This window comes from Halocynthiibacter sp. (assembly GCF_049608145.1).
In the GTDB taxonomy this organism is placed as follows: Bacteria; Pseudomonadota; Alphaproteobacteria; order Rhodobacterales; family Rhodobacteraceae; genus Halocynthiibacter.
The window spans coordinates 246-653 of sequence record NZ_JBMYXF010000119.1; the positions used below are offsets into that span (position 1 = coordinate 246).

1 tRNA gene is annotated in these 408 nt (G+C 55.4%); it reads left to right on the forward strand.

Annotated elements, in window-relative coordinates:
- Positions 1-204: 204 nt before the first annotated feature.
- Positions 205-279, forward strand: a tRNA-Val gene (locus ACPGUT_RS16095).
- Positions 280-408: the final 129 nt, after the last annotated feature.

Genomic DNA, 408 nt, shown 5'->3' on the forward strand with positions numbered 1-408 from the left:
AACGACGCTGGATAAGCGCTGATCCGGTTCGGTCAGATGAAAGGGCGGCTGCAACATTGAGACTCCTCGTTCGCTTCAGCATAGACCGGAAAAGTCTCTTGCCAAAAGCCCTTGATCACACAGACGACTCCTTTTATAGACCCCGCTACCGGCGCGGGGTTCCGCGCCCCATTTCGTTGGGGCAAAGGTCGTGTCGGTATTCATGGGCGATTAGCTCAGTGGTAGAGCACTTCGTTGACATCGAAGGGGTCACAAGTTCGAACCTTGTATCGCCCACCATGAATTCATTGTTTTGATCCACGGATCGGAACACCCGCTAACCCAGGCGCTGGTTCGCGCCGCAGAACAGGAGATAGGCCATGAAGGTCAAGAACTCGCTCCGCTCGCTCAAGAACCGGCACCGTGACT